Source organism: Agarivorans gilvus (assembly GCF_001420915.1).
GTDB lineage: Bacteria > Pseudomonadota > Gammaproteobacteria > Enterobacterales > Celerinatantimonadaceae > Agarivorans > Agarivorans gilvus.
In genome coordinates this window covers 3,415,972-3,440,215 of the sequence record NZ_CP013021.1, presented here as the reverse complement: position 1 = coordinate 3,440,215, position 24,244 = coordinate 3,415,972, and the positions used below count along the sequence as shown (strand labels likewise).

General features: G+C 41.4%; 23 protein-coding genes and 2 pseudogenes. 11 read left to right on the top strand and 14 right to left on the bottom strand.

Features of this window, described 5'->3' with window-relative positions; all coding sequences use genetic code 11:
- Positions 1-52: 52 nt before the first annotated feature.
- A pseudogene (locus tag AR383_RS21390) lies at positions 53-925 on the top strand (IS982 family transposase).
- Between the two features lie 12 nt (positions 926-937).
- Here AR383_RS21390 and AR383_RS16295 read toward each other — a convergent pair.
- From AR383_RS16295 to AR383_RS16255, 9 genes are all read right to left on the bottom strand, one after another.
- Positions 938-1,972: a glycosyltransferase family 4 protein gene (locus tag AR383_RS16295; protein WP_055734079.1), complete on the bottom strand. Its 1,035-nt coding sequence runs from the start codon at positions 1,970-1,972 to the stop codon at positions 938-940.
- A gap of 210 nt (positions 1,973-2,182) precedes the next feature.
- A complete protein-coding gene (locus tag AR383_RS16290) occupies positions 2,183-2,956 on the bottom strand; it encodes a right-handed parallel beta-helix repeat-containing protein (protein WP_198150163.1) in 774 nt (257 codons plus the stop codon).
- Positions 2,902-3,417 carry a hypothetical protein gene (locus tag AR383_RS16285; RefSeq protein WP_055734077.1) on the bottom strand — a complete coding sequence of 172 codons (516 nt, stop codon included), beginning with the start codon at positions 3,415-3,417 and terminating at the stop codon, positions 2,902-2,904. The genes AR383_RS16290 and AR383_RS16285 overlap by 55 nt, the downstream gene beginning before the upstream one ends.
- Positions 3,418-3,440: 23 nt before the next feature.
- Complete coding sequence (locus AR383_RS16280) at positions 3,441-4,340, bottom strand: polysaccharide deacetylase family protein (protein ID WP_188407446.1); 900 nt, start codon at positions 4,338-4,340, stop codon at positions 3,441-3,443.
- Between the two features lie 73 nt (positions 4,341-4,413).
- Positions 4,414-5,595 carry a hypothetical protein gene (locus AR383_RS16275; RefSeq protein WP_229711189.1) on the bottom strand — a complete coding sequence of 394 codons (1,182 nt, stop codon included), beginning with the start codon at positions 5,593-5,595 and terminating at the stop codon, positions 4,414-4,416.
- Positions 5,592-6,764, bottom strand: coding sequence for a glycosyltransferase family 2 protein (locus tag AR383_RS16270; RefSeq protein ID WP_055734074.1), 1,173 nt, complete (start codon positions 6,762-6,764; stop codon positions 5,592-5,594). Before AR383_RS16270 ends, AR383_RS16275 begins: the two co-directional genes overlap by 4 nt.
- The gene (locus AR383_RS16265; RefSeq protein ID WP_229711191.1) at positions 6,765-7,217 is read right to left on the bottom strand and encodes a serine O-acetyltransferase; all 453 of its coding nucleotides are present in this window, start codon (positions 7,215-7,217) and stop codon (positions 6,765-6,767) included. It lies immediately after the preceding gene.
- A 120-nt stretch (positions 7,218-7,337) separates the two neighbouring features.
- A complete protein-coding gene (locus AR383_RS16260) occupies positions 7,338-8,450 on the bottom strand; it encodes a glycosyltransferase (RefSeq protein WP_055734072.1) in 1,113 nt (370 codons plus the stop codon).
- A complete protein-coding gene (locus AR383_RS16255; protein ID WP_055734071.1) occupies positions 8,440-9,660 on the bottom strand; it encodes a TIGR04063 family PEP-CTERM/XrtA system glycosyltransferase in 1,221 nt (406 codons plus the stop codon). Before AR383_RS16255 ends, AR383_RS16260 begins: the two co-directional genes overlap by 11 nt.
- 284 nt (positions 9,661-9,944) lie before the next feature.
- On the opposite strand from AR383_RS16255, the pseudogene wecB reads away from it, so the two are divergent.
- From wecB to AR383_RS21610, 6 genes and pseudogenes are all read left to right on the top strand, one after another.
- A pseudogene (gene wecB, locus AR383_RS22190) lies at positions 9,945-10,906 on the top strand (non-hydrolyzing UDP-N-acetylglucosamine 2-epimerase); the annotation flags it as partial.
- Positions 10,907-11,047: 141 nt separating this feature from the next.
- Positions 11,048-11,479, top strand: coding sequence for an NAD(P)-binding domain-containing protein (locus tag AR383_RS22720; RefSeq protein ID WP_417858488.1), 432 nt, complete (start codon positions 11,048-11,050; stop codon positions 11,477-11,479).
- Entirely contained in the window at positions 11,479-12,180 is a 702-nt protein-coding gene (locus tag AR383_RS22180) for a nucleotide sugar dehydrogenase (RefSeq protein WP_232304753.1), read from the top strand. The genes AR383_RS22720 and AR383_RS22180 overlap by 1 nt, the downstream gene beginning before the upstream one ends.
- 166 nt (positions 12,181-12,346) lie before the next feature.
- Positions 12,347-13,561, top strand: a complete 1,215-nt coding sequence (locus AR383_RS16245; protein ID WP_157051769.1) for a hypothetical protein — start codon at positions 12,347-12,349, stop codon at positions 13,559-13,561.
- Positions 13,558-15,015 (top strand): lipopolysaccharide biosynthesis protein, encoded by a 1,458-nt coding sequence (locus tag AR383_RS16240; protein WP_083481652.1) that lies wholly within the window; start codon positions 13,558-13,560, stop codon positions 15,013-15,015. The genes AR383_RS16245 and AR383_RS16240 overlap by 4 nt, the downstream gene beginning before the upstream one ends.
- A gap of 22 nt (positions 15,016-15,037) precedes the next feature.
- A complete protein-coding gene (locus AR383_RS21610; RefSeq protein WP_157051768.1) occupies positions 15,038-15,178 on the top strand; it encodes a hypothetical protein in 141 nt (46 codons plus the stop codon).
- Between the two features lie 19 nt (positions 15,179-15,197).
- On the opposite strand, the gene AR383_RS16235 is transcribed toward AR383_RS21610, so the two are convergent.
- On the bottom strand, positions 15,198-16,115 hold the full coding sequence (locus AR383_RS16235; protein WP_055732624.1) for an IS5 family transposase: 918 nt from the start codon (positions 16,113-16,115) through the stop codon (positions 15,198-15,200).
- 163 nt (positions 16,116-16,278) lie between these two features.
- On the opposite strand from AR383_RS16235, the gene AR383_RS16230 reads away from it, so the two are divergent.
- The 4 genes from AR383_RS16230 (at position 16,279) to AR383_RS16220 (ending at position 19,873) form a co-directional block, all read left to right on the top strand.
- A complete protein-coding gene (locus AR383_RS16230) occupies positions 16,279-16,527 on the top strand; it encodes a hypothetical protein (protein ID WP_055732625.1) in 249 nt (82 codons plus the stop codon).
- 376 nt (positions 16,528-16,903) lie between these two features.
- On the top strand, positions 16,904-17,110 hold the full coding sequence (locus AR383_RS21605; protein WP_157051767.1) for a hypothetical protein: 207 nt from the start codon (positions 16,904-16,906) through the stop codon (positions 17,108-17,110).
- 32 nt (positions 17,111-17,142) lie between these two features.
- Positions 17,143-18,870 (top strand): hypothetical protein, encoded by a 1,728-nt coding sequence (locus AR383_RS16225; RefSeq protein WP_157051766.1) that lies wholly within the window; start codon positions 17,143-17,145, stop codon positions 18,868-18,870.
- A gap of 79 nt (positions 18,871-18,949) precedes the next feature.
- The gene (locus tag AR383_RS16220; RefSeq protein ID WP_157051765.1) at positions 18,950-19,873 is read left to right on the top strand and encodes a hypothetical protein; all 924 of its coding nucleotides are present in this window, start codon (positions 18,950-18,952) and stop codon (positions 19,871-19,873) included.
- A 337-nt stretch (positions 19,874-20,210) separates the two neighbouring features.
- On the opposite strand, the gene AR383_RS16215 is transcribed toward AR383_RS16220, so the two are convergent.
- The 4 genes from AR383_RS16215 to AR383_RS16200 are packed head-to-tail and all read right to left on the bottom strand — an operon-like array spanning position 20,211 to position 24,119.
- Complete coding sequence (locus AR383_RS16215; protein WP_055732616.1) at positions 20,211-20,693, bottom strand: hypothetical protein; 483 nt, start codon at positions 20,691-20,693, stop codon at positions 20,211-20,213.
- Position 20,694: 1 nt separating this feature from the next.
- Positions 20,695-21,366, bottom strand: a complete 672-nt coding sequence (locus AR383_RS16210) for a hypothetical protein (RefSeq protein WP_055734066.1) — start codon at positions 21,364-21,366, stop codon at positions 20,695-20,697.
- Positions 21,367-21,385: 19 nt separating this feature from the next.
- Positions 21,386-21,889 carry a hypothetical protein gene (locus AR383_RS16205; RefSeq protein ID WP_055734065.1) on the bottom strand — a complete coding sequence of 168 codons (504 nt, stop codon included), beginning with the start codon at positions 21,887-21,889 and terminating at the stop codon, positions 21,386-21,388.
- Positions 21,890-21,899: 10 nt separating this feature from the next.
- A complete protein-coding gene (locus tag AR383_RS16200) occupies positions 21,900-24,119 on the bottom strand; it encodes a hypothetical protein (protein ID WP_157051670.1) in 2,220 nt (739 codons plus the stop codon).
- Positions 24,120-24,244: the final 125 nt, after the last annotated feature.

The following is a 24,244-nucleotide window of genomic DNA, read 5'->3' as shown; positions in this document are numbered from 1 at the left end:
TCCGCGATCAGGTCTTTTGACTAAAAAGGAAATCATCGCAAAGGAACCAGCTATGAAAAAGTTAACTAAGCGATTCTGCCATGTCGACGACTTTTGTAAGACTTTTCTACCTCAGTGGCGAAAACTGAAAATTGACACTGAAAAGCGTAAACGTAATCGCAAAAGCCGAATGTCTGAAAGCGAAGCAATGACCATCATGATTACTTTCCATATGTCGCACCAACGTGACTTTAAGAACTTTTATCTTGGTATTATTCACCGTTACTACAAAAATGAGTTCCCAACGCTGCTTAGCTATACCCGCTTTTTGGAGATTATACCGTCGGTACTTGTTCCATTGAGCTCTTTCTTTACTCACGTAAAAGGTGAACCTACAGGCGTTTAATTCATTGATTCAACAAGTATTAAAGTCTGCCATAACCTGCGTATACCAAAACATAAAGTGTTCAAAGGAACTGCAGCGAGAGCGAAAGGGACCATGGGCTCGTTCTATAGTGTTAAGCTTCACATCATCACCAATCACCTCGTGATATTGTTGTGACTAAGCTGATAACGGTGATAGAAAGCCGGTGCTTGAGTTATCGAAAGGGTTACTTGACTGGCTCTATGCTGATAAAGGCTATATCAGTAGTGCGCTAAGCAGAACTAAAAAAGGATAGCATTACCCTAATAACTACTCACCGCAAAAACACGAAGGCTAAAATTCTGACTACTTGGGATAGATCCATGCTGTCGAAAAGATTCATCATCGAGACAATCAATGACCAACTGAAAAACATATCTCAGATAGAGCATTCTCGTCACCGAAACTTACATAGCTTTACGTTGAACTTGCAGGGAGACCTCATTGTATTGTCTAAAACCAGAAAAGCCATTACTAAACATCAACAACACCGAAAAAACGGGGCTAATGGCGATGGCTTAAATCGAACTCAGGTTATTTATATAATTCCAAATAACGTTTGGCAATTTTTTCAATAGAATACTCTTGCTGAACTAAATCATAAGACGCTTTTTTCCAAGAACTTAGCACTTCAGGACTCAAAAGAAGCGCCCTAATAATCTTAGATAAGCTAGCCTCGTCTCCAACTTCTATTAAATATCCATTCTTTTTATGCTTCACTACTGTAGAGATCGCACCAACATTAGTTGAAACCACAGGTATACCTCTTGACATAGACTCAAGCAACACCATTGGTAACCCTTCTGTATTAGAACTGATAATGAGTAAATCAAACGTTCTATATATTTTTTCTTGATTTGGCTCATTCCCATGAAATATTGTATTCACACCTTTTTTTGAAGCCAAACATTCCAAATCACCTCTACACTCTCCATCGCCAAAAATATTTAATTCTACAGAAGAGTGGTCTAATATTGACAAGGCTTCGATTATCATGGGTACATTTTTTAAGGGAATCAAGCGTCCAACAAAACCCAATCTTAAGGGGCGCGTATTAAAGAAAGGTTTAATTTCCTTAGCAATTGGCACACCATTAGCAATCAACCCTATGCTATCAACAGGGTAATTAAAACGGTCCTTAAGAGAGTGTCTAATTGCTTCAGACACAGCAAGAACTTTAAACATAAACAAACGAGAGAATGCTAAAGACAGCCTCATCCCTAGCGCTTTAGGAGAGGTTTCTCCATGAACGGTAAAAATAACTTTTTGGCTCACTAAACAAGGAATTATCGGTGACAAACTTCTTACTAGAGGGATAGAATGAAAATGAACAATATTAAACTTGCGTAACAGTCTAAAGGCAAACAACAATCTTTGTAAAAATGCCCCTTCGATAAGCACGACATCAATATTGTGAGCCTGTAACATGGAATAAAATGTGTCACTTTTTTTCCCTGATGACATCACCGTTACATCTATACCGAGTTTCTGTTGCTCTAAAGCTAGGTTATAAACTAAACGTTCAGCACCACCTAAATTTAGGCTACTAACTAAGTGAACTACTTTCATAATGTTATTTTAAATTAGATGTTAATGGGATATCTATAGCGCCAACCGAAGTTTTAGTGGTCCTTTCATTCTGATAAAAGTCAAGCTTTGGAGAAAATCCAGTATTAGATAATTTGTTAAAAAATGGAATGTCTTTAACGTTTGATATTTCAACATCTACCAATCCCTTTTCGGAGTTAAAGTCACAGTCACAATGTTTACGCCACTCATTTAGCCCAGTAAATTTAGCCCCCCCCCCTCTCTCATATCATTAAAATAAATATCACCCCCTTTAGAAATGTATATATTATTATCGGAGGAGATAGAGTCAACTAAGGAAGACAAGGGGCCTAGCTCTGGATGATGTAAATACCTTATTTCAAAGACCACATCATCATCCCTAATGGTTGAAAAAATATTGTTATATATCGATACATTTCGGCTAGGAGAGCGTTTAGCCTCAGGATCTTTATCTTGAAAGCTTAAGCCAAAATAAATAGGAGAATGATAACTCTTTGCTGCATTTAATACTGTGTTATTATTAATATTAATATTCTCACCTGAGTAAACACCTATTCCTGCCCCATTACTACCAATAACAACATTATTTTCAATTCGTACATTTCTTGCTTCAAACATTTTAGGGTTTCTTTTTTTATCAAAAAACTCAGGACTTGTGTCAAAGCCAGCTAATATACCTGCAACACCAGCATTAACAACAAAGTTTCGTTGAATTAGAACATCTGATGATCCACCTTTAACATAAACGGAGTTAGTAGCTGTATTTTGGAAGTAATTATCTTGAATAGTTATACCATGGGCATTCACAGCATCTATACCTTCGGCATTCTTTGGATCTCTTAGGCCACTATTAAAGATATGATTTCGTTCTATTAATACATCCCATACATAAGGATTAATTTTTATTGCGTCCCTGCCGCTTCCGTGTATTAAATTACGAGACAAAATGACTTTAGAAACACCATCTTGCCACCCCCCTTCCAACTGACATGCATAGATATAGCATAAAAATAGCCGCCACTTATATCTAAGTCAATCAATCTAGTCCCCGAAGCTGTATAGTCAATTCTTATTGTTTGCTGCTGCTTTTTATTATTAATAGGTTGGGTTATTTTGGCTTGATGTAACTCGGTAGAGCGAAGAGTAATTCTAGGGGTTCTTATTCTAACATGCTCTTCATAGATTCCCGGTTCGATCCAAATTTCATCACCAGGTCTTGCTTTTTTTAAGGCACTATTAATTGTTGAAAAAGGAGATTCATAGCTGCCCGTCTCCACTGTCCCTTTATAGCTACCATTTACAACCCAAATAGTGCCATTTGACTGCTCGATCTTAGCCCAATTTGGTGAATCTCTACTCATTCCACTCTGCTCCCAAGGCAAAATTACTGCAACACTGGGTAACGACAATAGAAGCAATAACACTCCCAATACACTATTTTTCATCTACTAATCCTCGCTCACTAGTATCAAATCACCTTAAAAATAAAACGGGCTAACTCTTCTACTGATTTATCTCCATCAACAGATACTCTATCAATGTTATATCGCAAAGACATATCCAACTGAGTATTTACCCCGCCCTTGAAAGCAAATGCTAGCTGGTAATCCAATTTATTAACTAAGTCTTCAGATACGGAGTTATACGTTCCCGCTTTACCTACTGGATACGAAAATAAAGTTGGGGTTTGACCCAAGGCCTTAGATAGTTTAACTTTTGAGCTAGCCAATTCTTCCATCTGTTCGAGATCCGACAAATGCGAAAGAATGGGGTGGCTTAATGTATGAGAACCAATTCCCATTCCCGCTGTTAACATTTCTTCAATTTGATGCCATGATAGGTACAAGCTTACTTTTTGCGGCAAATCCACATTACACGCTTGTTCTAGAAAACTGACTTTATCTTTAATGGATAAGCTTGAATCATCCTTAAAGGCCTTAAGAATGCCTTTGATTGATTTGGCAATGTTGCTCCGCACTATAGGATAAGATTTACTCCAGTGTGGTAACTGAACTTGCTTAACTGTTGTGTTTTTCAACAAATAAGCAACTTTATCCCACCAGGCAAGTTCTCGCCCATCAACAAAATCAGTCACAATAAAGAATACAGCTGACAAATTATGTTTTAGCAACAAAGGAAATGCATAATCAAAACAGTCCACATAACCATCATCAAAGGTAATCAACGCATACGGCTTATCAAAGTAAGATTTATCGCGAAACAATTCGAGTAATGTATTTTCGTCAAGCATGCAAAAATTAGACTTGTAAAACCTTAAATGCTGCTCAAAATTATCTACGCTACAACTAAACACGTTTGGGTCATACTCTGTATCAGCTGGGTTACCTATACGATGATAATTAAACACATACAGACCATTACCATATCGCTTAGACACCGAATCTTTAAAAGTAAAGTACTGCTTTAGCCTCCCCCGGAAGTTACTCATTAGGTTCATATCTTTTGTACCTCGGTGAACCTACAATATAATCTCGATATTGGTTTGGGTTACCGCTTTCACCCGCCTCTGCAGCCTTGGCAATGTTGTACATCTCACGCGCCGATACGTAATGCAGTACGTAGTTCTCACCATCGTTATATTTGCTTTCCAAATAATCACACATTTGCTCAAAAGGTTGACCCAGTAAGGTCGGCATGTCGGCTTCTTGAGTACCGTGGGTATGAACCTTAATAAAGCGCCACTCGGGCCGCCCTTGTACATGAATATTGGCCTTAACCCAAAGATCGATGCGGCTTTCACTAGGCGGCATGCTGCTACGTACATCGGCATTCTCAATTTGTGGGAAAATACCTTTCTTGCGCACCTTCCAATTTAGATCCAATGGCCCATTGATTAACATTAAATCTCCCCATGCTTGGCCACCCACTTTTACCATTTGGCCACGGTTGTGAGACTTAGGTGCATCGGGATCGTCTTTAGCGTAATAAATAGAGTTAACCGTAGCGGGCTGGGTGATACTCGGCGCCGAAGGGAAGGTATAATCAACAAAACACCCGGTTTCTTTAAGCACTATCAGCTCATCATTAACCCCACATAGTTTGCCTTCAGGATGAGAATTATCTAAGGTCCAGTTGCCATGAATAAAAGCGTACTGCAGCTTACCGCTTTGCTCATCGCGCACAAATGCACCATGCTTCTCATGCAGCAATTCGGTAAAACCTTCTAAGGTTTTACGTAGATTGTCACTGGTATCGTCTTCGTGGTGCAGGTGAACTTCTATCTCACCAAAGCCTCGAGCACATAAATCAGCGATTTTAGCCAAGTGCTCATAACGGTATTCTTCTTCCGGATAAAAGAACGAATGCTTAGGAAAGCAGCCATCGGCGTCTTGGTGTTTTCCGGCCACTTGCGGATAGTCGTTAAACCAGCGGTCAACCCTAGCCCGTTCCTGCTCAAGGCTAATGTTTTTACCCCATTGCGGTTCGTAATGATCAACAAAACAAAACAGAATATGAGTGGGACCTTGATGCTTAGCCCTTGGGCTAAACTTGCGCTGCAAATAATGTGGCAACCATAGGTGCATCTGCTTTTTACGAATAATAAGGGCTACTGCTGCTAGACTTAGCAGCAGTACTACAACCAAGGCTAAAATTATTGTCACCGTGACGTCCTTTGCCATGTGCCTTGCACATTTTTAAATAAAAATGAATAAAAGCCCTTAAACAGCGCCACATTCATCGATACAAAAAAAGTAAGAAAAGCCAAACTACCTGGCAGGCTTTCTCCTCGAGAACTCTTACGCTTACCCCACATCGCCAATCCATAGGCCAACAACTGAATTAGCAATAAACCCGCATAGGCAGGCTGAGCCGCTAGCAATAGGTTACTTAACAGTGCCACTAACATGCAATGAGGAGTGAACCAGCGCAGCACTTTATGGCTGAGATACGCAAAACAACGCGCCCCGCGTAAGGGATTTAAGGCCCACAAGCAGCGAGTAAACGCTTGGTAATTCCCCGTACCTATCCTCACTCGTCGTTGCTCTTCATCTTGTAACGAAGGGGCGACTTCTTCATAAGCCACCGCGTTGGGCTCGTACACCACCTGCTTGCCCTGTTTCGACACGTTCATCACGATCATAAAATCATCAACGATGGTATTGCTCGGAAGGGTTTGATAATAGGGCTTGGCAATCGCGTAGATGGCACCGTTGGCTCCGAGCAAGGCACCAATGCGCGACTCATGAAACTTGAGCATTTGCTCATAACGCCAGTAAATGCCGTCTTTGTTATCGGCAGACTCCGAGTCAACGAGGTGCAGCTCACCGCAAACAGCGCCCACTTCTGGGCTATCAAAGTGTTTTACTAGGTTTTCTATGGCGTCAGTTTCAAAATGAGTATTGGCATCTGACATCACCAAAATGGAATCGTCAGTTAAGGCAACCAAATCGTTTAACACATTAATTTTGCCGCGATTCTGCTCAAAAATATGCGCTCTAAAATGACTCGCTTGTACCGCCATTAAAATTCTTGCCGTGGCATCGCTACTGCCGTCGGAACCGATATGAATAGTTAGCTTTTCCTTGGGGTAACTAAGCTGCAGCAAGTTATCTATCCTTTGCTGTAGACATTGCTCTTCGTTGTAAGCAGCGATAATAATCGACACATTGGGCCATACCTTGGCTTCCTCTGAGCGACGTTCGCGACGACGCCAAAGATAGCGCGTATCTCGCATAGCCTGTTGAATACCACTCACTATCAACAAGACCAAGGGGTAAATAGCATAGCTATAAGCAATCAAAGCGACCGACAGCCAAAATAACAATTCCATTTACTGCTCCGCTTGGGGTTTAGGGATATAGGGCTTGGCCGGGATCCCCAACATGGTTTGCCCCTCTTCCGCCGATTTAGTTAACACCGCGTTAGCCCCCACCTTCACATGGTCAGCCACCGTAAGTGGGCCAATAATTTTAGCACCAGTGCCGACAAAAATATTGGAGCCTAAACACGGTGATAGGCCCTTTTCATCGCCCATCACCACTCCGCTCTCCACGGTAATATTCGAGCCACCACTGACTTTAGAGTTAATCACTACTCCAACCGGATGCATAATCACAAAACCGGGGCCAAAATCAGCACCACTGCCAATCACACAGCCATTGATAAACTTATTCAGCCATTGGAAAAAGTAGGCGATTAAAGCCAAGTTATGAGTAGCGCACCAGCGCATCCAACGATAAATAATGTTGGCGCTGGTGCCATCGGCCATCAATATGCGCAACATGCTAACGTTTGCTCCATCCTGCTGAAATATAAGTTTTTTTTGTTTTAAATCAGATTTAATTAGATGCATACACTTCTCGATGGGCTGAGTTTGGACAGCTATTGAAATTAATCATAGAGGTTAGTTAATCGCTTTATTCAAATAATCGGCAACTTGTTTTGCATTACGTTGCCAATCGAAAGAGCTCGCAAATTCCTCTAATGCTGCATAGTCCCAATCATGTTCCAATGCGTAAATAACAGCTTCAGCAATAGCCGGTGCTGAAATTTCATTAATTAAAACACCAGTTTTATCATTCACAATTTCAGGAATTCCCCCTACCGCACTAGCAACCACCGGTGTTCCACAAGCAAACGCTTCTAGCAACACGTTGGGCAAACCTTCTTGATAGCTAGGTAATATCAGTAATAGCGAATGCCTTACTATATCCGCTACTTTTATCAACGGTAAGCTCCCATGAAAAATTACTTTACTACCTAAACCATCTTGCTTTGCTTGCTCTTCCAATTGCTTACGTAAGCTTCCCTCACCAACCCATTCTAATGTTAATAAAGGCCGTTTATGGTGGATAAACTTGAAAGCTTGATACAATTCCAATACGCCTTTCGTCTTTATGATGTTGCCAACAAATACCAAACGATTTGCTCGCTTATCTCCAGGGAAAAAAATCTTTCTATCGACACCATTGTAGATAGTTACAACTTTATCGGGGTCAACAGACTCATCGAGCAGCCGTTTCGCTAAAGCCAAACTGGGGCAAAACACCATTTCAGCTTGCTTCATTGCATTCACCATTTGTCGTTTACGCTCTGCAAATTTGAAGTTTCCATTCACATCAGTGCCATGCACCTTTATAAAACAAGTTTGATTGAGTTTAGAAAAAAACCTCATAACCGCTACTGCATCAGGATAGCCCCAAGAAGCCAACACTATGTTGGGAGCTTTAGCTCTTATCCAACGACTATTTAAGCTCAAAGCTAAACCTTGGAAAAATGGATAAAGTTTGCGGCCAACTTTAGGTAAATAAAAGTAAGGTAAATATTTTAACGAAGTCGTCGTTTGGCATTGTTTTCGATGTCGCAACCATTCTAGCCAAGGTACAAACACTAGGATAGACACTTCAAAATACTGTTCCAATTGAGCAAATTGCTGAGCATTAAATGAAGCACGATTAGGAGCCCAAGGAACAGGGTATAAGTTTGTAACAATTAGTAATTTTGCTTTATTTGACATGTGTCAGCTCAGAAATCAATGTTTGATATACAGGCAGATATACTTTTCCAGTGTTATCCCAATTACGAGTTTTTTTAACGTATGACAAACCATTGGAAATCAGCTTTTCAGTCAAGTTCGAATTATCAATTAAATCTAGTACTGTGGTAGCCAACGCTTCCGCATTGCCATGTTCAAACAGTAGGCCATTGTGATTATGCTCTATTAACTCTCGATGACCGCCAATATCCGAAGCTATAACAGGTATTCCTTGTGCCATAGACTCTAAGGGTTTTAATGGCGTGACTAATTCTGTTAAACGAATGCTCTCGCGAGGAAATACCATAACGTCAGCTAGACTGTAATAACGTTGAACATGCTCAAAACTCACTCGGCCGGTGAAGGTCACCATTTCATCAATATTAAGTTCTTTGACCAAGCGTTTTAAGGTTGGTTCATCGTTTCCGCTCCCCACTAATAACAGATGGATATCAGAACGCTGTTGCTTTAATAGCGCACACGCCTCTATTGCTAACTGCAGTCCTTCATACTTAAAAAAAGAACCAATAAAAGCCAACACTTTTTTATCACCCAAACCTAGTTCTTGTTCTAACTGGCCATCTTTTACAAAAGACTGTGTAAAATTTTCAATGTCAACTGCATTAGGAGTAACAAATACTTTACCAGCGTCAATTCCCCTAGACACGACCTCGCTACGCAACCCTTCGCAGATACAACTTACCGAATTAACTCGTTTAAATACCATCTGCTCTACTGCACGAATAATTCGATACCTTACACCTCCTTCTTTTGCTTTCCCGGTATCTACAGCAGCATCTTCCCACAACGCTCTCACTTCATAGGCTACTGGAATATTGAACTTGCGTGCCACAATACTGGCAGCAAAACCATTAAACATTGGTGAATGAGCCTGAATGAGTTCAGGTTGCTCTCGCTCAACAACAAATTCAATCCGTCTAGATAAATGCAAGATATAGTCAATGTAACTAACTAACGGAATTTTGCTAAGCAAGCTTTTAGAAGATTGGGTTCGGTAGTAATCGAGGCCGTCGGCATGTTCAAGCTCCTGTTCGAAGTCTTGATAACGTTGGCTGGTCATCTGACAAGTATCAATGCCAGCTCTTCGCTGGTGCTTAATTATGGCGTCAGAGCGGGACGAATAACCACTAATATTGGGTCGAGAATACTCCAACACATGTAACACTTTCATTTTATAATCCTTTATAAACTATATCTTACCAAGACACAGCTATCCCTCAACAAAAACATGGAAATATCAATTCAGTTCATATCTTCGAGTGTACATACAACATGAAAATAAACAAACTCAGTCCCTTAAAAAACTCTATGGTTACAAATCGTTTTTTTGAGTAAAGTCTAGTATATTATCAAACAGCAGCGAAGCACTGGTTTGCTGATGCCTTGGAAAATTCACTGTAAGGAAATAAAGTGAAAATTGCGATTATTGTAGGGACGCGACCTGAAATTATAAAAATGGCTCCGGTCATTAGAGTGTGTCAGCAACGCGCTATCCCATTTATCATTATCCATTCAAACCAACACTATTCCCCAGAGATGGACGATATCTTCTTCCAAGAATTATCTCTTCCAACACCTAATTACAACCTCCACGTTGGTTCAGGCTTGCACAGTAACCAAACTGGCAACATTCTGATAAAAATAGAGCCCATCCTAGAACAAGAGAAGCCTGACTTGGTCCTCGTCCAAGGGGATACTAATACGGTTCTAGCGGGTGCATTAGCAGCCTCCAAGTTAAATATAAAGGTCGGACATATAGAAGCAGGCTTACGCAGTTACGATAAGTCAATGCCCGAAGAGACAAATCGAGTACTCACCGACCATATGAGTGACTTTCTTTTTTCAGTGTCAAAAAATCAAAGCAAAGTATTAGCCGATGAAGGGATCGCCAAAGAAAAAATTTACGAGGTTGGTAATACTATCTCAGATGCCTTATTCCAGCACATTCCTTTAGCCGAAAAGAACAGTACTATTTTATCCAGTCTCGCGATTGAGCCTAATAACTATTTGCTATTAACAGCCCACCGAGCTTCTAACGTTGACGTAGAATCCCACTTGGTCTCTTTAGTCAATATAGTCACTCATATTGCTAATAAATACCAAGAAAAAGTTGTTTGGCCTATTCACCCAAGAACAAGAAAAAAAATAGAAGAATATGCTATCACATTAGATGAAAAAATCATCTTAACGCCCCCTTTGGGTTACTTAGACTTTATTCAATTGCAAAAAAATGCCGCTCTAATTATGACAGACTCGGGGGGATTCAAGAAGAAGCTTGTATGTTGCGGATTCCTTGTGTCACCTTGAGGGAAAATACAGAACGACCAGAAACAATCGAAGTAGGCGCGAATGTATTAGTTGGTCGAAGTTTAGATAAAGCCCTTGCCGCCATAGAAGCTTGGCGAAACCATAGCGAATACCATTGGCAAAACCCATTTGGTGAAGGTAATGTGGCCGAAAAAATTATTGATGCAATCCAACAAATCTCGGTAACCAATCCAGAAAAACGCAATCAAGACAACCAAGATTTAAGTGTTACCGTAATTGGTTTAGGTTACATGGGCTTACCTATTTCTTGCCTTATTGCCGAGTCTGGAATAAATGTAACTGGTGTAGATCTAAATCATAATAAAGTAGCTAGTATTAACCAAGCCATCAATATTTTTGACGAACCAGGCTTAGACGAACTGCTCAATAAAGTAATTGCTACTAAACATTTCCGTGCTAGTACCCAAGTAAGCAGCTCTGATATTTATTTAATAGCGGTCCCTACGCCACACAAAGAAGGGCGCTGTGATCTAAGTTACGTGTTAAGTGCAGTAGATAGTATTCTAGATGTTGCTCAAAATGGTCAATTAGTCATTATCGAGTCTACAATAGCACCAGGAACGTCAAAATTAGTCAGTAATATTTTTCGAGATAAGGGCTTAAATGTTGAAGTCGTACACTGCCCGAACGAGCAATTCCGGGGCAAACACTTCATGAGTTAGTGCATAATGACCGAATTATAGGTTCGCCATCAAAATCCGCAGGAAGATTGGCTCAGAGATTATACTCTAGCTTCGTTAAAGGTGAGTTTTTCTCTACTAACTGCACCACTGCCGAATGCGTGAAATTAGTCGAAAACACCTCTCGAGACATCAATATTGCCTTTGCTAACGAGCTGGCAGCCATTTCAGATGAAATTGGCATTGATGTGTTTGAAACCATACAACTAGCAAACCGTCACCCTCGGGTAAATATACTGACTCCAGGAGCTGGAGTTGGTGGTCACTGTATTCCTATAGACCCGTGGTTTTTAGTTGAAAACACTAAAGCGGGAGACTTCGTTCGCCATGCCAGAAAAATCAATGATCAACGACCTATAGATATAGCGAGAAAAGTGTTAACCGAACTCGCTAAAACTAAAGGTAAAAAAGTTGCCCTACTTGGTGTAGCTTACAAACCTAATGTAGATGACTGCCGCGAAACACCTGCTGAAGCCATATTAACGGAACTTAAGCAAGCTAATGTAGATGTGGCCTACCATGACCCTTATGTCAGCAATTGGAAATGCCCTAAACTAAATAGCTTGAAGCAAGCTGAACAATGGGCCGACCTAATGCTACTGGTCACCGAGCATGATCTCTATCGTACAGAGCAACCCAAAGGGTTATTACTCAATAATTGCGGAAAAATTATTAATAGTTAATATACAGCGGCTTTTCTATTTCCGTGATTAAAGGCGACTTATATCGTAGTTCGGGGATAAAACCGTTGAAAAAACACCTCATAAAAAATCGGCGAGGCAGATCAAGAGCTACTTGATGGAATTTATATAGCTCAGAAACTTGATTGAGGTTATGGAAATAATGAACATGCAAATCTACGCACCAAAGTTATACCAAGACGATGGGTTAAAATACGAAGCTCGTATTGAACAAAATGGAATATCAACATCACTATGGTTCAACTTACAAGCCGAACATAACGAGAAACTAAGCAGTAGTTGCGATGCTGCACTTATAGCCCTTCTTATCCCAGCGATGCTTAAAGGGCAAGATATAGTTATTCATGGGCCTTTATCGGAAAGGCTACTTTTTAACGTTAAAGGCCCTCTGCAAAATATTCTTTGCAGCCTTATGCCTAAATTAAAAAAAATCTCTATAACAGCCAAAAAAACCACGAGCACACCAACGGGATCATTAGGTGTAGCAACAGGTTTCTCGGCAGGGATAGATTCCTATAGCACCCTTAGTGATTATTATCAAAACAACGCTCCTAAGCAATTAAAGATTTCACATTTACTTTTTAGCAATGTCGGATCACACGGTAAAGATAAGGCGACACAATTATTTAATTCACGCTTTAACAAACTAAAATCTGCAGCTTCAGAGTTAAAACTCCCTTTATTTAAAGTAAACTCTAATGTAGAAAATTTTTATGCTGGCAAGTTAGATTTTCAGCTTACCCATACTCTTCGTAATGCTTCAGTAGCGCTTCTTTTACAGCCTATCCTTAAGTTTTACCTATATTCTTCCGCTTATAGCTACGAAGCATTAAAAGTCGAAAAAACTTACGACATAGCTTTTGCTGACGCATTCATTTTACCACTAATAGCCACTGAAAGTTTAACTATGCTGTCCGTAGGAAGTGAATATACAAGGGTGGAAAAAACCTTAAAAGTTTCTAGATTAACTCAAAGCTATAAATATTTGGATGTGTGTGTTTTGTCTAAAGAGAAAGCCGATAACTGCTCAAAATGTTCAAAATGTATGAGAACACTTTTAACATTAGAGTTGAGTGGCAACCTTCAACTCTACGCAGGCGTATTTAAGCTGTCAACTTACTTTGACAATAAAAACAAATTCATCACCAATATGATTTTTAGCAAAAACCCTCTACATAAAGAAATAATGCAATATTCAAAGTATAAAAAAACAAGATTCCCGAAACATTTATACATCAAAGCCACATTATTATTATTAATAAATACGCCCAAAAGAATTAAAACAAAGACAAAAAAATTAATTAAAAAAACACTTTTAAAAAACCAATTCATAAAAAGAATGCTCTTTGAGAGAGCAAAATGAGTAACACAAGACCAAGCACTGCTATAAAACATCAAGTAATGCGCTCTCTAAAATGGGTGGCGCTGGGAAAAATAGTTACTCAAGTACTACGTTGGGCAATAACCTTTTGGGTGATTCGCATCCTAAGCCCGGTCGATTATGGCGTAGTTGCTATGTCGGCTGTTTTATCTGGTTTTTTCATCATTATTCTTAGCTCGTTATTTACCGCTTCTATTATTCAACGAAAAGACTTAAACCAAGTAGTTCTTAAACAAATGTTTGGAGCAATCATTCTCAGTCATAGCGCTTTTTTCCTCATCCAGTATGGTTTAGCTGAGCCCGTTGCTGCTTACTATCAATCAAACACGGTCAGTGAGGTTCTAAAAATTAACGCTTGGTGTTTTTTATTTTTAGCCTTTGAGGTGATCCCCGCAGCCTTGTTGGCGAAAAATATGGAATTTAAACAAGTATCATTGATTGCTGCCACTTCTAACATTATCGCCGCCATAGTTACACTAGTAATGGCCTACTCAGATTTTGGATTATGGTCCCTAGTTTATGGTGAATTACTTAACAACGTTCTACGCTGTATTTTAACATTCCTCACTAAACCCACTCTTTTCTTTCCCAGCTTCAGGACCGATCAAATTAGAGGTATGCTAAGGTTCGGTATACTGCTATCTGTACTATCAATGTTATTTTATGTGTTTACCAATATGGATGTGGCAATTGGCGGGAGATTAATGACGCCAGCAGAGATAGGCCTGTATGCCATTGGCTTACAGGTAGCCCTGACGCCACAGAAAAAAATAATGCCCCTACTTCGCCAAGTTGCCTTCCCGGCTTATGCGCAAATACAAGACCAAGGCACACTGATCGCTAAATATGTACTTAAAGTACAACGCCTGTGTATTGGCTTTACCTTACCGATTTTTTGGGGTTTAGCTTCTGTAATCGATGTCGTCATTCCCTTATTACTTGGCGATAAATGGCAAGGAGCAATTATACCCACTGCCATTATGCTGATTATAATGCCGCTACGCTTCAGTGAGGAACTATTCGGGCCAGCGTTAAAAAGCTTGAGGCGCGTCAAGCATATGCTAATAAATCTCTGTATTATGATTGCTGTTATGTTTGTCAGTATAAATATCGGTGCGCGTTTTGGAGCAACAGGGCTCGCGTTTGCTTGGTTATGCGCTTATCCACTTGGCTATATGCTCGTGGCTTGGCGTAATAGCCGAATACTCAGCACGCCTTTTAATCTGTTGATTAAATGCTTCATCCCACCAGTGCTGGCTGGAGCCGGAATGCTATGCATGGTTTATTTAGTAAAATCAATAAGCTTCCACAATCTAGCGCTTAATTTAATAGTACAGATTGCTGTTGGCGGCCTAAGTTACTTAGCCTTAATTAATATGCTAGATAAGAATTCAGTCAAAGAAGCTTTAGCCTTAGTAAGAAATAAAGGAAATTAAGGCCACTAAAAAGGAATTTATTGTGCTTTCGATTATCACCTGTATTCGCCATCCTGCAACAGCCAAAGATTTTGGGCGAATTAATGAATTATTACAAAAAACTATTAATTCATTACATAACCAAACGGCCTTGTTGATCAATTCAGTGCAACGAACGCAGTAACCTCAAGGCGTTTTCCTCTTTATTCAGCTAGCTGACGAACAGGCATACCTAGCCTGCTCATTTTGTTCAACGCGCACACTCCGGCCATGATTTCGCCGACTTGGGCGTTGTAACAACGTAGACTCAACTTGTCGCTAAGCAGTTGTTTGAAACGATACATCGCCGTCTCCGATAGTGAACGAAGATGGTAAGCATTGTCCCGTTTCCAGTTTTCCAACTCACCTTGCTTCAAGGCTTTTACTGCAACGTTCCGTGGGTGACCCGCTTCCCACATACCTGCATTCTTGCGTGGAGGGATTAGTGCAACAGCCTTCTTACGTTGTACTTCTTGATAGCTCTGCCGTGTGTCATAGGCACCATCAGCGCTTACTGCTTTCACTTTGCGCCGCAGCGGTCTCAACAAGGTGGGTAACACTTCACTATCGTGAACCCAGTCCATCGAGACCTCAGCACTCACTATCTGATGGCTCTGGGCATCTACTGCCATATGCAGTTTTCGCCAGACTCGACGCTTTTCAGCGCCGTGTTTACGCACCTTCCACTCTCCTTCGCCAAACACCTTAAGACCTGTAGCATCGATAACGAGGTGAGCCGCTTGACCTTGGCTAGGTAGGCGATAGTTGACTTCAACAGTCTTTGCTCGCTTGCTTATACAACTGTAATCGGGAGATTTTAAGTCGACCTTGAGCAGGCGAAACAATGAGTTGATGAAGCCTTCAAGAGCACGCAGTGGTAACTTAAATACGCCTTTAATCATCAGCGCAGTTGCGATAGCGGTGTCACTGTAAGTTTGGCTGCGCCCTCGACGACCACTGCGCTCAGTGTTATTCCATAGTTCTATGGCTTTCTCATCCATCCAGAAGGTCAATGAGCCGCGTTGCTTCAGTGCACTGTTGTACTGCTTCCAGTTGGTGATGTTGCCTTTCGCTTTACCCATATTTGGTGACCCGACAGATATAGATACAGATCAGATCCGCGACTGCTGAGTTAGTTCAATCTGATTTAGGAAACAACGCCGTTTTGCAGCGAAAAACCTCGCTTTAAACGAAGGCTGGAAAACCCTCAGCGCGCCCAGCCCATTTACCACCGAGCGGCTGTTAGTGGGCCAGTTTTCAGTAGCTGCGCCGCTGCTAGCCACTCTCATCAAACAGCTTCAGCCAAAGGCACTGCTTAAGAAAAGTGCCAAAGTATTAATTCATCCCATGGCGATGGTAGAAGGTGGATTATCGGAAGTGGAACAGCGGATTTTCAAAGAATTGGCCTTGAGTTCAGGCGCCCATAAGGTGGTGGTGCATGTAGGCAAAGAGTTGAGTGATGAAGAAGCTAGAGCCTTACTGAAAAGCTCTTAAATAGCAGAATAGCCGATGCTACAAAGTTAGCTAATAATGGGAAGAGCGACTCAATCCAATGGCAAGAATGAAACCCAAGCGCAAAAGCCTACGAGTCTTTAATTCAGTTTAAAGCGCCCCTTCAGCATGGCGCTTAGCAATGTCTTTAAACAGCTCTAGCATGCCTTGGTTAAACAAAAAATCATCACTCATCCCAAAGCTTTGGCAAACCATTTACAGTAGTGTTAAACATATTTAGACATCTATGTTGACTAACTTATTACTAGCCTGATAGCATCCCCTCACTATTGACTTTGGAGTCAATATTAAACAGCCAAACAGACAGGGAGTCGCATGTCTAGGACAGTTCAAACTAAGGACGGTTTAGGGGATAAGAATGTATTTAAACACTAACCCTATCGAGCAATCTGTATTCAATCAAACACTGTTAGTGGATGTTTTTGGCCAGTCTTTCATATTTCTACCCAGACAACTAAATCATTCGCCGAATCTAGGTGAGTTGGTAACCCAACGGATAGATATTCATTGGGCACAATCCTTACTGAAAAACCACAGTCGCACTTGGGGCATCAATTCGACTTAAACAAGCTGTACTTTCAGCTGTCTGGCGATTGCATGACTCACCACAAGAGTGAACAACAAAAAATCGCTTGGCTAAGCAATGCGATGGTTAGCGGTGAAATAAAAGTACTAAAAGGCAATAATTTTGCGCCTATGCCACCAACAAGCGCTACGGGTGCTATTCCCATTGCTGCCACTTCTGCATCGCAAGCGTCTAAGGCACAAACGGCCCCAAGAAGTGAAGAGACTTCACTTGGTCGTGGAGGATACACAGATGGCGTCCCCGCTGCCATATATGCTGAAGACTCACTCTGTACTGCACCAAATACCGAGCCATACCCTAATTTAGCAAGCGCAGGCCTTAATCCTCAAACAGTGGCAGATATCACACCAGAATGCCACCGAACAGCCTTTAGTATTAGTTGCGGACACTCTAAGAGAGGCTACGAATTTGATGTTCTTAAACCCCAAGCAGATAACCCTAAAATGCGGTTTGCGGTGGTAGGTAAAGACAGCATCACTGTGAAACAACAAGGTTCCTGTGCTAATGGCAGCTCAATATGTCCAAGCATCAATGTCACCGGTCCTGATATAGCCGTTACCAAGAAAGCGAGCAATTTTAAATTTTCGGTAAACGCACCATCCAGCAGTGGGCGAAACGTTGCTAACTTAAAGGACTTTATTGGCTCTATAAGCAACGGGTATGACTCTTATCAAAGCTATCAACTCAAAGCGCAAGGTTGTAGCTCTGGACAATCTTCAGCAGAGGTGCACGCTTATGATCCTTATCAATGGGATGGACGCTTAACACTAGGCTATGTAAACAAGTGGGAAGTCACCTCGTCCTTAAAAGGAAAAATGGGCGCATCTGAATGGTCACTAGAAACCGCCTCAGCTAACAATAGTTTTTCAAATTTTTTAAACCAACTAAACAGCATTATCCAACAAGTTAAATCTCTGGTTGGGCAAGCCGAAAACGGTCATGGCTATGAAATATTTAAATCAGGCTTTAGCGCTCCTAAATTAAGCATTGGTGGAGGGCTCAAGCTCGCTGAACGGGAGGCCAGCCCCGATGTAGGCTTACAAGGCAATTTAGACCTGAAATTTGAACCCCTAATTGGCTTTAGCTTTAGCTGTGATGTAATTACCGCCGTTATTAAAAGAGTATTTCCAGGCAAGCTGGCCGACCCCATTCTAGAAGCGAGAAAAGCCACTAAAGAGGGAGTAAAACTCGGCAACGGCAAAGTGAAAGCCAGCGCTAATGTAGAGATAGAGCTAAGCATGGATGGGCGAGTAGACTCTCTACTGGGTTGGGAATTTAAACCCGATGGCCGTTGCTTACCTACTCAGGGCGCAGATGCAAGCAAAGTTGAGGCGGGTATAGGCATTAGCCTAAAAGCGGTAACCGACGCAAAGGTAGAAGTATTTATTATTAGCGTACAAATTGGCAGTGAAATAAAAGCAGAAGGCGCCGAAGGAGCGCAAGGCGTTGGCCTGTTATTTTCCGCTTATGCTACTGAAATCAACAACCAACCCTCTATGGCAGGTAAAGCGGTATTTAGCGGCATGAAGTTGGTTTATAGCTATCACGCTAAAGTGATGGTTGAAGAAGCTAGTAGTAAAGGCAAAGCAAATAGTAGCAGGAGGCGCAACGGTATTATAAGTCGAGGGCTTTCATCAGAGAAGAAAGTTAGTGGTGAGAAGGTATTGCTAGAGCCGATTACTATTTTCGATACAGGCAGGTCAAAACAAGGAGCGACATTAGATAATGTTCATCTTTAAGAAACGAAAAACTTTTGCCGTAACTATCACGTTATTTATTTTGGTCTTTTTGAGGGCTGTAGTTTTAGGAGAAGAGAGTGTGTTACAAAACAAACCTGTTTTTAAACTTGAGCTGAGTGCTTATGGCCTCGCATATTATGTCGATGTAAATGGAGCAACTTCCATTCGGGAATACAATCCTGCTAATCAAGTCACCGTAGATCTTCCTGTTAACCAGTGGATGCATCCCGAACAAAGTGAATTTAAATTTTTAATTTTGCCGCCAGAGCGAGGCGGTGAGTTTTTACCCGGCGCATTCATAAAAGTCGCTTTATTGATCGAAGATGAAGATAACTCGGAGGTGCGTTATCGCTTGCCTCTACTGATGTTTGATAGCAAACAACTGCAAGCTAATACTGAAATGACAGAAAGCCTAGCGGCAGGCCAATACCGTTTAACCGATAATAACCAAGTAGTAGCAGGCAATGGTGATATCTACCTAGATGAAATAAACAAGATAGTCGAAACAGAATATGAAGGCGCCTTAACCTATAAGCGCCAAGTCACCATACCCAACAGCCTACCTTTATGGGCGTTTTTTAATAGTGATACCCTACCTGATTACTATGCTATGAACGATGAGGATTATGACGCCGTAGTAAATGATTTATTTGTCGAATATAAAAAAGTACAAGACGCACTGGCAGCCAATGATATCGACTCCATCATGCCAATGTTTGCTGAGCGTAATCGTGAGGGGGATGCCGCCTTTTATTATGAAAAAGGTGGCTTAGAGAAAATTCTGCGTGACGGTATGCAAGAAGACATCGATGACCCGGATTGGGTTCTGCGCATCAGAGCTCCTAAAAATGTTGGGATAACCCTTGAAGACAACCGTAAATTAGTCAGCTTAACCCGTGATAAAGACAGCAATGCCATTGGCTTTGTTAATTCAAACGGCACTTACAGTAGCTACCCCATGATGTTCCGCCGCGAAAACGGTAAATGGATTTTAACCCGTTAATTAAACTAAAGCGCTTAAGTTTAAGCGCTCTGCTCTAAAGAGTGGAGCGCTTACTAGACGAATTAATCATGACATTAAAACTAAGCTTAATCATAGGGCTAGCAATCACCTGCATAGGCCTACAAATCAGGAAACAGAGTCCGTAACTCACTGTGGTGCATGGCCACTAGACTAATCGAAATACCCTTTGCGATATCTACATGCTTTACTCTGCCGTCCATATCCACTCCGGCTAGTTTCTGTGCTAATGGAGGCTAAAGCTTGGCAGAGTTGGCGCTTATTGATATTGACTAAAAGCATAAAAATCGAACAAAAAACCATCAATCATCTCGAAGCTTTAGCATAGAACCATATTAGGATGACCGCAGCGGCTTAGGTTATCTAAACCGTAACCGGGAATATCTTTGCCTATAGAGTGGATGAGCCTAGATATCCCTAAACCTTCGCCGCCACTACCCGTGCGGTCGTAGTGATGAAAGCCCTTTGAGGGTTGTGGCTTAGAGGGGTCTCCAGCATTGAAAAAACGCGGTAGGTTTTCTACAAACCAAGCCGCTGCACCAATGGGGAACTCGTATTGCTCTACATAGCGATATGGTTCACCACTAAAAGGGCTAATACCATCATTCCAATAATGAATAATTAACATAGCTCCATCAAAGTAAAGCTGCCAATCACGAACCGTATCTTTAAACCTAACATCAGTAATCTCGGCAATTTTTTTCCAAGCGCTAGGTAAGTTTTCCGGCTGGTATACCGGCCATTCTGGCTTGCGAGGCACTGGCACAAAAGTAGATGCATCAAAGACAGGGAGGTTATTCATACTATGAATTAATAATAAGTTCCTCTACCGCTTGTTTAGCCGCAGCTTCATTTACCCAGCTTTTTGGCCTTACACCGTTAAACACAGCATTTTTAAATATTTTAAACAGATTTTTAGCCCTAGGTATGTCATCAATGGTATTCCCTCTAAAGCTTTTAACTTCAGTGTAACCAGGAAATCTAGGTAAATGGCTTTGGAAAGGCAGTTGTTGCTTACCACTATCAATATCTAACTTTAGCTCCTCCAACTCTTTGAGAAAAATGACTTCATTTGTACTGAGAACCCTAGAAGCATTTTCCAAGCAAGAGATTAACTCCGCTATAACTCTAGAAATGTACGGGTAATAGTCTGTTTTAACCAGTAACTCATTATCAACTATTATGGATATAAGCTGCACTAGCGGAAGTTCAATCTCTTTAAATATAGAGTTTATATCGTCAGGGTTACTAGCTCGGAAGCTCAAAGTGCCATCAGTATATATGTAACGCAGCGTGCTAAGCTGCTCTGCTGGCAAAGGCAAACTAAAGTTTGGTTCCTTTAGCTTATCTAATACCCAAAGTAACTGCGCTTGCAAACGCCCTTCAGGACTAGAGTCGACTATTGCATACTCACTAAATCGATCGAGTAAGTAGTTAGAGATTGCGATAACATCATCTTTTTGTTCACTTAACATCAGAATAACTGAGGTACTTCTAGAGCTCGCCATTGTCTATTTTTTTAGCAACCAGCTTGAGTTCATCTAATAAACCATTTTCAAATAGCATCTGGTCCGTGAACTCTGCAAGCTGAGGTGACTCATTAAATACGTATTCCTTGCGGTTAAAATTCATTAAACCGTACCCTGGCACGCCAAATTGCCTTTTAACTACTAGCTTCTCACCGTCAATCACCGTGCTATATGTGAACACCTCCCTTTTTAAACCACCTTCAGCCTCTGTTTTCATGAACTTCTGCTCAATAGCATTGATAAACCAAGATAAACCTGACTTAGGTATTTCTATATCTGTGCCACCTAACCACTTTTCTGGTTGGCCATTTACCGCAGGAAAACACCCTTTTGATGCCAACACTAGATAATCATGCATTAACAACAAGTAAAAGAAACGATATTTACCGTTAGACCTTAATGACTTAAAGACTAAAACGGTATTTGGATTATTATCTAGATCTTCAACATGTAAATTTTTAAATCTCATTTAGATTACCTTATAAATCAATTCGCTTAATCACCCCCAGGCTTTCTAACTTACCTAGTTGCTGTGGATTTTTATCATACGTAAAGACTTCGACAGGGCCATAAGCTACTTTCTCAACAACATTAGTATCACGAGTCATACCGTTACCAGTGAATATTTCCCATGCGCTAATTTTGGTAGCTATATCATGCCGCTCGCTCAATAACTCAGCGGTGTCAATATCATGTCCCAGCGACTTCGCAAAAACTTTTCTTTCCTGATAATCATCCATATCCACACCCGCTTCCCACGCTTTATTGGCAAAATCTTCATATTTAGGAGCAAAATCCTCGTTCATTACTTTTTTAGCAATGCTTGGGCCAATCCCCATATCAGGGTTATTAGCAATTATTTTATTTATGTTATCGAAAGTGGGAATAATAGATACTACATCCCCTGCTTCAGCCAATTGTTGATTATCGATAAGCAACATCGTGTAATTTTTATTTGGGTCATATCTAGTACCAAAAGCATTCAGTATGAGTTTCGCGTCGCTATCCGCATGCTCGACTTGGCTCATGGGGGCGGTCCATGTCACTGCGCGGCCATTCTTAACCTGACCAATTGTGCCAGAGTCCTTTGAGTGACCAGTCTCAATAATACGCACTAACACATTCTCGTTAAGGCCGTTTTCTACAATATTCAGCTTATCTTCAAGGGTATAGGGTGTTTTTGGCAGTGGAGAATTAGAGGCTCTGGCTTCGGCAATAGCATCTTTAGCTCTGCTTAAGCGCTTTTCTGCTTCATCGATAGTTTGTACTGGGCTAATACGCTTTGGCTTATGATTAGCAGGCTTTTGTTTACCCGCATCAGTAGGCACTTGCGCCCCCGTAGGCTTAGCAATTTGTTGTTCAACTTTTCCGCCGGTACGGCCGGATTTAGTTTTAAATCTGGCTTTTTGTTTCAGTTGCTTAGCAAGCTTTTTAAATAAGCCCCCAAGTTTGTCTAAATGACGCACTCGGTTTACGGCGATGGCGGCGCTTGCTGTTCCCCCGCTAAGGGCCACTAAAATGGCGCTTAGTACAATGTCGAAGATGGCAGCCCCGCCCATTTCTGTCAGCTCGGTGTGGTGCTGCGCTTTGGCAAAATCTTTAACAAACTGTACTAGAGCGGCTTGTATTTCACTGTCATCACTAATGAAACTAGCAATTTCATAGGCTTCAGCAAGCTTTTGTTTAGTGATGGAGGCGGGGTCAAAACCCAATGCTTTTACATAAGCTTGGTGCTGGTTGGTGCTCCAATTACTGGCAAAGCTCTCTGCCCAGCCTTTATCGTCATCTACATTGTAGGCATCCCAACCAGCGTTAAGGGCTCGCTTAAGTTGCCCTTGCATAGAGCCAAGCTTTATAAGGTTGTAGCTACATTCTGCCGTATCGGCTAAGGCACCTGCTAGCCCCGTTAGCAGCGAACCTATACTAGCGATTCCCTTTTGAGCGAAGTTAAGCTCATTATAATCGGCTGCAACTTGCGCACCTTCGGCACGTTCAGCAGCGATGATGGCATCTAACACGCCAGTGATTTCTGCTCTGGTTGCCGCTATCGCAGCAACATCAGGCTGTTCGCCAAATTCAACATCTACATTGTTAGGTTCAAGGTTTGCTATGTTAGCTTGACCATCAGCATCGAGCATGCCTTTTAATACTGTGCCATCTGCTAAGGTTGCTTTGTAAGGCAAGTTGGCCGCAGGTGAGCCATCTGGTAATGCGCAATACAATTCTAAAGCTTCGCGAATGTCTTCTGTAGATTGACCGCCGTGACCGAGGGATTCTTCAGTCGACGCCGAGCGAGTTTTTACAATTTCTGGAACAGTGGCAACAGGTAAGCCTCCTTCCACATTGCTAGGAGGTGGCGTTGCGAAACTTTCGCCTTTAAATACTTTGACTTCACCACTGGCTATACCATTACTGAGCCAAGCAATTTTTTGTTGCTCGCTTTTGTGATTAGCCATGTAGTCACCCGATAGATCGAAGTAAAGCTTATTTACATCAAAACGGTGCCCCCACATGCTGTTGTGGTTGAGTAATAGCGATTGCGCCCGATAGCTATCGATGTGGCGGTTAACTGCTTCACCTAGCATTGCTGAGTGACTAAGATGCTTTGGTAACAAAATATAAGACTGGCCAAACTCGTCTACTAAGCGTGTTTGCTTAAACCTAGAGTACTCTGTGGGGCCTGAGTGAGCTTGCATCATCTTTCCTTATACCTCGCTCGCTGTGATTGCCTTAAACATATGCTTCCTTGCTGCTCGAACAATGGGATATTAACTATAGAGTCAATAAGTTGGCGATGCTACCAACCTAATAACAAGTTCGTCAA

Coding starts and splice junctions, on each gene's coding strand:
- AR383_RS16270 (WP_055734074.1), bottom strand. CDS start 6,764: ATGGAATTGTTATTTTGGCTGTCGGTCGCTTTGATTGCTTATAGCTAT.
- AR383_RS16210 (WP_055734066.1), bottom strand. CDS start 21,366: ATGTTAAGTGAACAAAAAGATGATGTTATCGCAATCTCTAACTACTTA.
- AR383_RS22720 (WP_417858488.1), top strand. CDS start 11,048: ATGGGCTTACCTATTTCTTGCCTTATTGCCGAGTCTGGAATAAATGTA.
- AR383_RS16205 (WP_055734065.1), bottom strand. CDS start 21,889: ATGAGATTTAAAAATTTACATGTTGAAGATCTAGATAATAATCCAAAT.
- AR383_RS16285 (WP_055734077.1), bottom strand. CDS start 3,417: ATGAAAAATAGTGTATTGGGAGTGTTATTGCTTCTATTGTCGTTACCC.
- AR383_RS16265 (WP_229711191.1), bottom strand. CDS start 7,217: ATGTTGCGCATATTGATGGCCGATGGCACCAGCGCCAACATTATTTAT.
- AR383_RS16215 (WP_055732616.1), bottom strand. CDS start 20,693: ATGAATAACCTCCCTGTCTTTGATGCATCTACTTTTGTGCCAGTGCCT.
- AR383_RS16295 (WP_055734079.1), bottom strand. CDS start 1,972: ATGAAAGTAGTTCACTTAGTTAGTAGCCTAAATTTAGGTGGTGCTGAA.
- AR383_RS16235 (WP_055732624.1), bottom strand. CDS start 16,115: ATGGGTAAAGCGAAAGGCAACATCACCAACTGGAAGCAGTACAACAGT.
- AR383_RS16255 (WP_055734071.1), bottom strand. CDS start 9,660: ATGAAAGTGTTACATGTGTTGGAGTATTCTCGACCCAATATTAGTGGT.
- AR383_RS16225 (WP_157051766.1), top strand. CDS start 17,143: ATGACTCACCACAAGAGTGAACAACAAAAAATCGCTTGGCTAAGCAAT.
- AR383_RS16260 (WP_055734072.1), bottom strand. CDS start 8,450: ATGTCAAATAAAGCAAAATTACTAATTGTTACAAACTTATACCCTGTT.
- AR383_RS21605 (WP_157051767.1), top strand. CDS start 16,904: ATGTATTTAAACACTAACCCTATCGAGCAATCTGTATTCAATCAAACA.
- AR383_RS16200 (WP_157051670.1), bottom strand. CDS start 24,119: ATGATGCAAGCTCACTCAGGCCCCACAGAGTACTCTAGGTTTAAGCAA.
- AR383_RS16245 (WP_157051769.1), top strand. CDS start 12,347: ATGCAAATCTACGCACCAAAGTTATACCAAGACGATGGGTTAAAATAC.
- AR383_RS16240 (WP_083481652.1), top strand. CDS start 13,558: ATGAGTAACACAAGACCAAGCACTGCTATAAAACATCAAGTAATGCGC.